6 protein-coding genes and 1 pseudogene are annotated in these 9,108 nt (G+C 34.2%); all 7 read right to left on the bottom strand.

All coding sequences use genetic code 11. The features are described 5' to 3' along the window. A partial coding sequence (locus DP68_RS19905) for a LamG-like jellyroll fold domain-containing protein (RefSeq protein ID WP_363330961.1) occupies positions 1-1,056 on the bottom strand: 1,056 nt, incomplete at its 3' end. 255 nt (positions 1,057-1,311) lie between these two features. After that, a pseudogene (locus DP68_RS19030) lies at positions 1,312-2,985 on the bottom strand (carbohydrate binding domain-containing protein); the annotation flags it as partial. A gap of 15 nt (positions 2,986-3,000) precedes the next feature. Then, on the bottom strand, positions 3,001-5,544 hold the full coding sequence (locus DP68_RS19025) for a DNRLRE domain-containing protein (RefSeq protein WP_052085817.1): 2,544 nt from the start codon (positions 5,542-5,544) through the stop codon (positions 3,001-3,003). A gap of 231 nt (positions 5,545-5,775) precedes the next feature. After that, entirely contained in the window at positions 5,776-6,477 is a 702-nt protein-coding gene (locus tag DP68_RS14145) for an ABC transporter ATP-binding protein (protein ID WP_035310606.1), read from the bottom strand. Further along, on the bottom strand, positions 6,461-7,252 hold the full coding sequence (locus DP68_RS14140) for an ABC transporter ATP-binding protein (protein ID WP_035310605.1): 792 nt from the start codon (positions 7,250-7,252) through the stop codon (positions 6,461-6,463). Before DP68_RS14140 ends, DP68_RS14145 begins: the two co-directional genes overlap by 17 nt. Beyond that, positions 7,245-8,123 carry a branched-chain amino acid ABC transporter permease gene (locus DP68_RS14135; protein ID WP_035310604.1) on the bottom strand — a complete coding sequence of 293 codons (879 nt, stop codon included), beginning with the start codon at positions 8,121-8,123 and terminating at the stop codon, positions 7,245-7,247. The genes DP68_RS14140 and DP68_RS14135 overlap by 8 nt, the downstream gene beginning before the upstream one ends. Positions 8,124-8,140: 17 nt before the next feature. Further along, positions 8,141-9,013, bottom strand: coding sequence for a branched-chain amino acid ABC transporter permease (locus DP68_RS14130; protein ID WP_035310602.1), 873 nt, complete (start codon positions 9,011-9,013; stop codon positions 8,141-8,143). Between the last annotated feature and the right edge of the window lie 95 nt (positions 9,014-9,108).

Genomic DNA, 9,108 nt, shown 5'->3' with positions numbered 1-9,108 from the left:
TTCATCATTTAAAAGTTCTTTGCTGAAGCTGAACTGCTGAAGCCTTCCATTAAGCTGCTGAGTCCCCTTTATGCTGCTTCCAAGGGCTGTCACTGCTCCTGTGAAATCTACTGGATTTACTACAGTGCCTTCTTTAGGTGCCTTATCATTTAAGTAAAGCTTACACTTTAAAGTATCCCCTTCCATGCGCCAAGTAACACTTACAAAATTCCATTTATCTTTTTCTATAGGAGTATCCGTTAGGGTAATTACATTTCTAAAAGCTCCATTATCTAATATAGAAAGATTTAACTTATTGCCTGAATCTAAATATACATTAAATAGTTGTGCTGTGTCCTTTTGATTTCCTATAATATGTCTTGTAGTACCATTTTGTGAAGTATTAAACCAAACACTCATGGTTCCAGATGCTTTATTCATTCCTAAATCATAAAGCACTTTTGAAGGCTGGAGAGTACCTTCGGTATAAGCTGATGGGAAATTCTTTTCTTCAAGCTGCACTCCATCAAAACGAACAACAAACTCATCTTGTACTTGAGCGCGAACAAATACTGCAATCCTTTTCGTACCTACTGGAGCCGTGAAGGACTTACTAATTCTTGTCCACTTTCCGTCTGGTATTACTGTTGGGTCGCCTTTTCCAAAATAGTGATCTTCTCCACTAGCATCAATAAAATTTACATATATCTCCGGATTTACATAACTTGTTTTCTTGGCATAAGCACTTAAAGTATAAGTCTTTGGTGCTGAAAGTGCTGCTGGAAGCTCTACATATTGATATGCTGCAGTATTAGTCTTACTTCCATCATATAGACCATCTGAATCATATAATTCTAAAGCCTTTGTTCCATAAAATCCGTCGTTTACAATTCTAAACTTTCCTGTTCCATTACTGCCCATATCTCCTACAACCCATGAGGAAGTACTGTTTTCAAAGGAGGAATTATTTTTCAATAAATTAGTAGTACCTTCATATGCAGCTAAGGCTGTGTCACCATCATCATTCTTTTCAAAAACTGCATTTTCATCATAAGGGTTTACTCCCTTGTCCCCCATTAGGCTATTATTTAGAGAAAAGCTTTGAACCTTTGAATTATCTACTTTATATCTATCATAATATATGTCCTTAAGCTTATTGTCCCTATCATATTGATATTTTGTAGCATAGGGAACATTGTTTATTTTTTCTGTAGCACTGTTTAAATTACTGTTTATATCAAAGCTGTATTCAGTGCTGTTTTTATTAGAGTCCTCAACCTTTGTAAGCCTGTTTGCCATGTCATAGAAGTATCTATAACTTATACCGTTTTCTAAATCTTCATGCTTTCCTAAATTTCCAAAAGCATCGTAGGAGTACTTAAATTTTTCTAATCCATTATATTTTCTGCCTGTAATTCTTCCTAAGTTGTCATAGATAATTGAGGTTATGTGTCCATTACCATATGTTGAATTAGTAAGATTTCCTGTTAGGTTATCAAAGGTATTGGTTATTAAATTTTGCTCTCCTACAGAAACCTTATTATTATTACCAAAAACATCATACTCAAATTTATAATTGAATCCATTGTGAGTTATGGTTTCTAGTTTATCATCTTTATATTCGTAGCTGTTTTTAACTGTTTGTCGATCTGCATCTTTGTATACTGTTTTCAGCATATCTGTATTATCATCGTAAGTATAGGTAGTTAACTTCTTTTTTGCATCCTCAACATTTTTCAAAGTTCCTTTATTTTCATCATAATAAGTGTAGTTAACTTCGTTTCCAGATGCGTCTGTGAGTTTAGAAATATAATTCCCACTAGGAGTATAGGTAGATTCGGAATTTATAAATAGGGAGTCATCTCCTATTTTTGCCTTTACAGGATTTCCATTAGAATCATAATCAAAGGAATATATAACATTTTCACCAGAAGCTGCAGTCTTTATATTATGTTTTTCATCGTAGGTATATTTAAAATTTGACCCCTTTGGATCTATGGCATTGACTAAATTATTATTGCCGTCATATTTAAATTCAGATTTCTGTGCAGCTAAATTTTGTGTAGATGATAGGTTACCCTTATCATCATAGCTGTAGCTTTGTGCAAATTCCTCTCTATAAAGCTGTATGTTATCAAAGCTTGCCGTATTTAAATTGCCGTAGTACAATCCGTATACATTTACCTCGGAATAATCATCTTCTGCTAGAATAGCATCTGCTGCATACTGCCATTCAGATGAATCTGGGTTGAAAGTTACAACTTTATACTGATATCCTCCACTATTCTTTTTTATTCCAATATCTAATGCAAAAAGTCTTTCCCCTTCTTCCGTTACAGGTACAGACTTTCCTATAGCCCATCCGCTAAGTACGAAGGTATCTCCCTTTTTACCTGAAACCTTTATGGTTTGATTTACGCTCTTTTTTAAAGCCGCTGAGCCCTTAATTTGAAAAGCTAATTTATTATCTGTGCTTACTACCTTGTCATTTGCATCACTATTAGCTTTATTCCAATAGGTTCCAGCTCCATTGTCAAGATTAAAATCAGAGTTTTCTACCAGGTTATATCTGTTGGAAATTTCCCCTTCTTCAAGTTGAAAACAGTCAAAGTAGGCTGTTCCTGTTCCTTCAATTATTCCTGCTTTCACTTCTACAGCAGCCGTTGCTGCATCTTGTCGAATTGCAAAGGTTGCCTCCACCTTCTGCCAATCGCTGTCTCCTCTTATAAAGTTGGATTGTGCTATTATCTGTCCTCCGCTTTCTACATATAAAACTGCACCCTTTTTGCTTGCACTTGAAATATCTTTGGCCCTTATATAACCAGAAAAAGTATAGGTTTTACCCTTTTGCAGAGTAACTGCCTGTTTATAAAAGTGCGCCCCTGTATTATTGGTTTTTGTTATCTTTAAGGCTTGATTTCCTATATATTTATGCTCTGTAGTGAAAGCTGAACTTCCCACTGAAACTGAATCGTTACCTGCACTCCAGCTGTTATTTGTAATTTCTACATTATGATTTTTTTAATAATTTATAATAGTTTTTTGAAGCTTAGATTCAAGAGTCAATTTATTTTTGTCTGTACCTAAATTTCTTCCAAAGTTATAAGATACTCCAGTGGCATCCTCATTGTCCTTAATGCTTATGGTATTTCCATAGTCATTAAATTGATATATATTTCTTCTTATACCAGGGTCTTCATTAACTATTTGAGTAAATATGGTGGAATTATTGCCATAAACCAAATTTAAATTTGATCCTGAACTATTGTTTGTTCCAAATTCCTGTACCTTATTTACTAAGTAAGGAGCATTAGGAGAATACCCATAATTTATTTTGTACTGATCAATATTTATTGCATCTGTTAAGTTATTATTGCTATCGTAATTATAAGATACTTCTCTTTTGTCTGGATAAATTATCTTAGTGAGTTTTGTTCCAGTATAACCAAAAATGGTTTTTCTTTTACTTGGATCTATAATTTCAAGTAAATATCCGGCAGTTGATGAAATAAATTCTGTAGGTCTTCCTGCTCCATCCTTGATGGTTTTTAATACGGTTCCATCGTAGGATAAGAGCTGCGTATTTCCATTACTGTCTTGTATCTTTATTAGATACCCCCCATAATTAAAAATTAGCTTATTGTTTTCTTTATCCTCTATAGTAAAACTTTCATCTGCATTTTTCTTTAAAGTTAAATCTATTCCTGATTCATCTTTATAAACTCCAGACTCTGAGCTTGGAGAAAAATAGTGCAGTGTCCCATCTTCATCTATATATTCATACCAGGTTTCATTAAAAAAGGTTTTAGGAGTTACCCTTTGATTTAAATTTAATCTCCACCCATTACCATAACCTATGCTGGATGCTCTATCATTGCTGTTATATACATGGTTTATAGTTACTGGCATTTTGTTTCCGCTCATGGATAAATCATTATGAACAAATACTAAATTTCCATTTGCACTATTTATATATCCAGTACCCGCCCTGCCAGCACTTTGTGATTGATAAGTCCAATAACTTTCAAGTCCTGAATTGTTTACATATTGTATAATAATTTGAGGTCTGCCTATTTCATCCCCATAGTCTGAGGAAAAAAATTCATTATATCCCGTACTTTCATTATCGTACTTCAGCATAACCCCATAATTTTTTCCGCTTTTTAGCCATTCTCTTACTATACTTGTTATATCCCAATCAAACCAAGTTCCTAGTTCACCTTTTACATTTTCATAATCTTCCACATTGGCATAATAATCAGGTTTATTACTCCAAGTTATTGTACTTGACTGCCAATCTCCTAAGACCTTATGTACATTTATTTGTCTACTTTCCAGATTAGTTTTATATAGTGCCAAGTTAAGCTTTGCATTTACAACTACGGAACCTGGCTTATTTAAATCAGCTGGAAGCTGAAACTTTAAAAAGCTTCTTGTAGTTCCTGAGCCGCTTCCATTTCCTACTCCAAGGGATATAGCATTGCTATAATTGTTTCCAGCTACATTATAACCTACAAAACTATCTTGAATACTGGTAATACCCAAGTCTGTTCTAACTGGCGGATCAAGAACCACTGGAAATTCTCTATCAGGACTATTTATCCATTCCTTGTTTGGAATTATTGTTAAATTATAATCCTTTTTACTTTGTTCTAAAGTTATTTCTATATTTTCACTATGCTCGCCTTTAGCATCCACCATAAAAGGTGCATTCATCATAAATACTGCTTTATTACTATCCTTTTCATCATAAAATATTATGGTTTTATCCTTTTGAAGTTTTGGTATTAAGTTTTTTATGTATAAATTAAACTTAAATGTAGGATTTTCTATAGGCTTGTTTATAATTATGTTTTCTTTTACATTATCACTTAAAATATCATAGCTTAAGTCCACCCCTTCAAGAATTTCAGTAAACTTTACTGAAGATGAGGTGTTTTTAACAATTTTCTTCTTTTCATTTTCAATGGCGTTGTTTTTTATTTTTTCTTTTTCTGCTTGTGATTTCTTTTTTAATGCCTTGTTATTTTCTAAATCCTCTACTACTTCTTTCTCTGTATCTTCATTGAGCTTTTCTTCTTCTAAAGCTTGTACCCGAGCAGGGGACTCTTTGGGATTTTCTATATTCCAAGAAAGTTCATAGTTATCCTTTGCAATTGTTACAAGCTTTTTAGCATTAGAATTTTTTCCTATTTTCACTTTGTAATCGTTTTCCTTGTTACCTAAAACATTACTGTTTTCTTCATCCTTTTCCTCTACTAAGCTGTTATCGATATCCTTCCATACTCCATTTTCTAAGTAATGCACTGGAGTATTATAAATTGCAGCCTCATAGGTTCCATTGTCCTTAAAAAAGTATTTAACGTTTTTCTCTCTTTTTTCCTTTACCTCCCCAACTATTTTTGCTTCCAATTCTTCTGATTCTATATTTATGTTTTCTGAAACTTCTTGTGCAGTAGTTACTATGCCGTCTTCACCAGCTGCAAATACCCTGACAGGAAGCATTACAGTAATCATAAATACAATAAGCATTCTTGCTATACGTTGTTGAAATAGTTTGTTCATAAATTCTCTCCTTTCGCCATTGCATGTTAATAATAATATGAACTTTATATTAACAACAATAGTGGGTTGTTTGTAATTTATGAACTTAATCCCATTTAAGAGGACATGTACGTGAATTAATTACATGTTTTTCATATAATATGGATTTAATTCCACTCATCCCCTGATAATATTTTACTCTACGCACGCAAATAAAAGAAGCAATGGATTATTCTATTGCTTCTTTTATCTCTACTCTCCAAGATAATGTTTTGCTAGATCTTCTTTCTCCAGGAGTTCCTTACCTGTACCTGTATCTTCAATCTTGCCAACATCTAACATATATGCCCTATCACATATCCTTAGAGCCTTATATGCATTTTGTTCAACAATCAAAATTCCTGTTCCCTCTTTATTGATTTCCTTAATAATTTCAAAAATTTGATTCACAATTATTGGAGCAAGTCCAAGGGATGGTTCATCAAGAAGAAGCAGTTTTGGCTTTGCCATAAGTCCTCTGCTAATTGCAAGCATTTGCTGTTCTCCGCCGCTTAAAAGCCCTCCATACTGCTGTTCTCTTTCCTTTAATATTGGAAAAAGTTCATATATATGTTTTAAATCCTTTTCTATTTCACTCTTTTTATTCCTAAGAAACGCACCTACCATTAGATTCTCGTAAACAGTAAGATTAGGGAATATCTGCCTTCCCTCTGGAACATGGGAAATTCCCATTTTAACTACCTCATAAGGAGACGAGGGAATCTTATTGCCATCAAAGGTAATGCCATCTGACTCACATTTCATAAGCCCTGTAATGCATTTAAGCAAGGTTGATTTTCCTGCTCCATTTGAACCAAGAATGGCTACTATCTCATTATCATTAACTTCTATACTTACTCCTCTTATTGCGTTAATTCCACCATATCTTGCTCTTAAATTATCTACCTTTAACATCGCTGTTCTCCCCCTCTCCAAGGTACGCCTCTATAACTACCTTATTATTCTTTATTTCATCTGTATTGCCACATGCAATAGTCTTACCGAAATTCAGAACCGTTACATTTTCACATAGTCCCGAAACTACGTCCATATGATGCTCAATCATCAGTATTGTCAAATTGAATTTTTCCTTTAATTCCTTTATGAAATTAACAAGCTCCTTTGATTCCTCATGGTTCATACCTGCCGCTGGTTCGTCAAGAAGAAGAAGCTTTGGATTTAAGGCAAGTGCTCTAGCTATTTCAACCTTCCTTTGATCACCATAGGGAAGACTTCCAGCCAAATCGTTTATCTTATGGTCAAGTTCGAGTATTTTAAGTAAATTTATCGCTCTTTCTTTTAAATCCTTTTCATTTTTTCTATACTTACCTATATGAGTTACCGCAGTAAAAAAATTATATTTTGCATCCATATGACTTGCTATTAAAATATTTTCAAGAACAGATACCTGGGAAAACAATCTTATGTTTTGAAAGGTTCTTGCTATACCAATCCTTGCAATCATAAAAGGCTTTTGTCCAGTTATATCATTGCCGTTAAAATGAATGGTTCCTGATGTAGGTGCATAAATACCTGTGATATTATTAAATATTGTTGTCTTACCAGCTCCATTTGGACCAATCAGCCCGTGGATTTTACCTTTCTCAAGCTCAACGGAAAAATTATCAATTGCCTTTACTCCACCAAACTGCTTATTTACATTTTTCATTTCTAAAATTATTTCACTCATTTTTATTCACCTCTGCAGTATGCTTTTTGGTAAAAAGCCTTTTAATACCTGAAAGTGAGAATTCCCTATATCCCATAAGTCCGCTTGGTCTTAGTGTTATAACAAGAACAACTGCGAGTCCATAAAATAACATTCTATAACTTGCAAAAGCCCTCATAACCTCTGGAAGCACCGTAAGTATTACTGTGGATATAATTGAGCCTGTTAAGCTTCCAAGACCACCAATAACAACAGTTATGGTGAGCTCTGATGATTTATCAAGATTAAACATTGCAGGAGTTATAAAGGTATAGTAATGAGCAAATAATGCCCCTGCCCACCCTGCAAGAAATGCGCTGATAGTAAATGACATTTGCTTTGCCTTTACCACATCAACACCAGACGCAGCTGCAGCTACCTCCTGTTCTCTAACTGCAACTAAGTTTCTTCCATACTTTGAATGAGTGAAATTCCAAGCTAAAAAGGCTGCAAGTATAACAGAAACTATGACAACTGTTATAGAAGTACTTTGTTTAATACCTGCAAATCCCCTTGCTCCCCCTGTATACTTATCCATATACTCCATAAATACTCTTGTACATTCTCCAAAACCAAGGGTTGTAATTAAAAAATAGTCTCCCTTAAGATTTAATGTAAGCTTTCCAAGTCCATAGCTTAAAATAGAGGCCATAGAAGCACCTAATATCACTGCCATAACAAATGGAACATGGAACTTAGTTGTTAAAATTGCAGAAGTGTATGCTCCTATTGACATAAAGCCTGCATTACCAAAGGAAAACAATCTTGTAAAGCCTGTGAGTATTGATATTCCAAGAACAGCTATTATGTTAATACCTACAAGTATAATTATTCCTCCAACATATCCTGACATTTTTTCACCAACTTTCTTTAAGCTTTATCTTCCACTTCTTTACCCAAAAGACCAGTAGGTTTAACAAGAAGAATTAATACAAGAAGTCCAAAAACAAACAAATCCCTAAGTGTTGTGTTAATATAAGCAGATACAAAAGTCTCCATTAGTCCAATAATAAAAGCACCGATTATCGCTCCGGGAACACTGCCAAGGCCGCCAAGCACTGATGCTATAAATGCCTTTAGTGAGGTATTTCCCATAAGTGGATATACAGTGTATTTCATTCCAAGGAGCATCCCAGCTGCTCCTGCAAGTGCTCCAGAAAGAAAGAATACAAGCATTATATATTTATCAACGTTTACTCCAAGAATTGAAGCTGTTCTCATATTTGAAGATACCGCCCTAACTGCAAGGCCAAATTTAGTTTTATTAATTAAAAACGAGAGTAAAATTAATGCTGTAAGTACAATAAGAAGTGAAAATATATCAAGAACTCCTATTTTTACGTTTCCTAAGGACAATGCCTTTACAGGAAACACTGGAGGAAATGTCTTAAATTTTGGTCCAATTAATAACATCACTGCATTTTGAAAGGTTATTGATAGTCCCATAGCTGCTATCATTAAAAACATTGTAGGTGAATTATTATTTCTAATGCGCCTGTATGCAATTCTTTCATTTAATATGCTAATTATTCCTGCACCCATTACTGCAATAATAGCAGAAAGCCAGAATGGCATATTGCCTGTGGTAACACTTAAAAGTCCCATATAGGCACCTAGCATGGCAACATCGCCGTGAGCCCAGTTAGAAAATCCAAGCAAACTATATATAAGTGCATAACCTGTAGCAAGCAGTGCATAAATTCCACCAATTGAAATACCATTTATAATCTGCTGAAGTAACATCTACGCCCCTCCTCCTCTATGATTTGGTGGGACTATCTCACAATGCTTAAGTACATATTATGAATAGTTCCATTTGAGACAGTCCCACTTTCTTA

The organism is Clostridium sp. HMP27, from assembly GCF_000765165.1.
In the GTDB taxonomy this organism is placed as follows: domain Bacteria; phylum Bacillota; class Clostridia; order Clostridiales; family Clostridiaceae; genus Clostridium_AK.
This window is presented reverse-complemented; position numbering and strand designations above follow the sequence as displayed.

Excerpts from the sequence above, each read along its gene's own strand:
- DP68_RS19025 (WP_052085817.1), bottom strand. The coding sequence starts at position 5,544 with ATGAACAAACTATTTCAACAACGTATAGCAAGAATGCTTATTGTATTT.
- DP68_RS14145 (WP_035310606.1), bottom strand. The coding sequence starts at position 6,477 with ATGTTAAAGGTAGATAATTTAAGAGCAAGATATGGTGGAATTAACGCA.
- DP68_RS14140 (WP_035310605.1), bottom strand. The coding sequence starts at position 7,252 with ATGAGTGAAATAATTTTAGAAATGAAAAATGTAAATAAGCAGTTTGGT.
- DP68_RS14135 (WP_035310604.1), bottom strand. The coding sequence starts at position 8,123 with ATGTCAGGATATGTTGGAGGAATAATTATACTTGTAGGTATTAACATA.
- DP68_RS14130 (WP_035310602.1), bottom strand. The coding sequence starts at position 9,013 with ATGTTACTTCAGCAGATTATAAATGGTATTTCAATTGGTGGAATTTAT.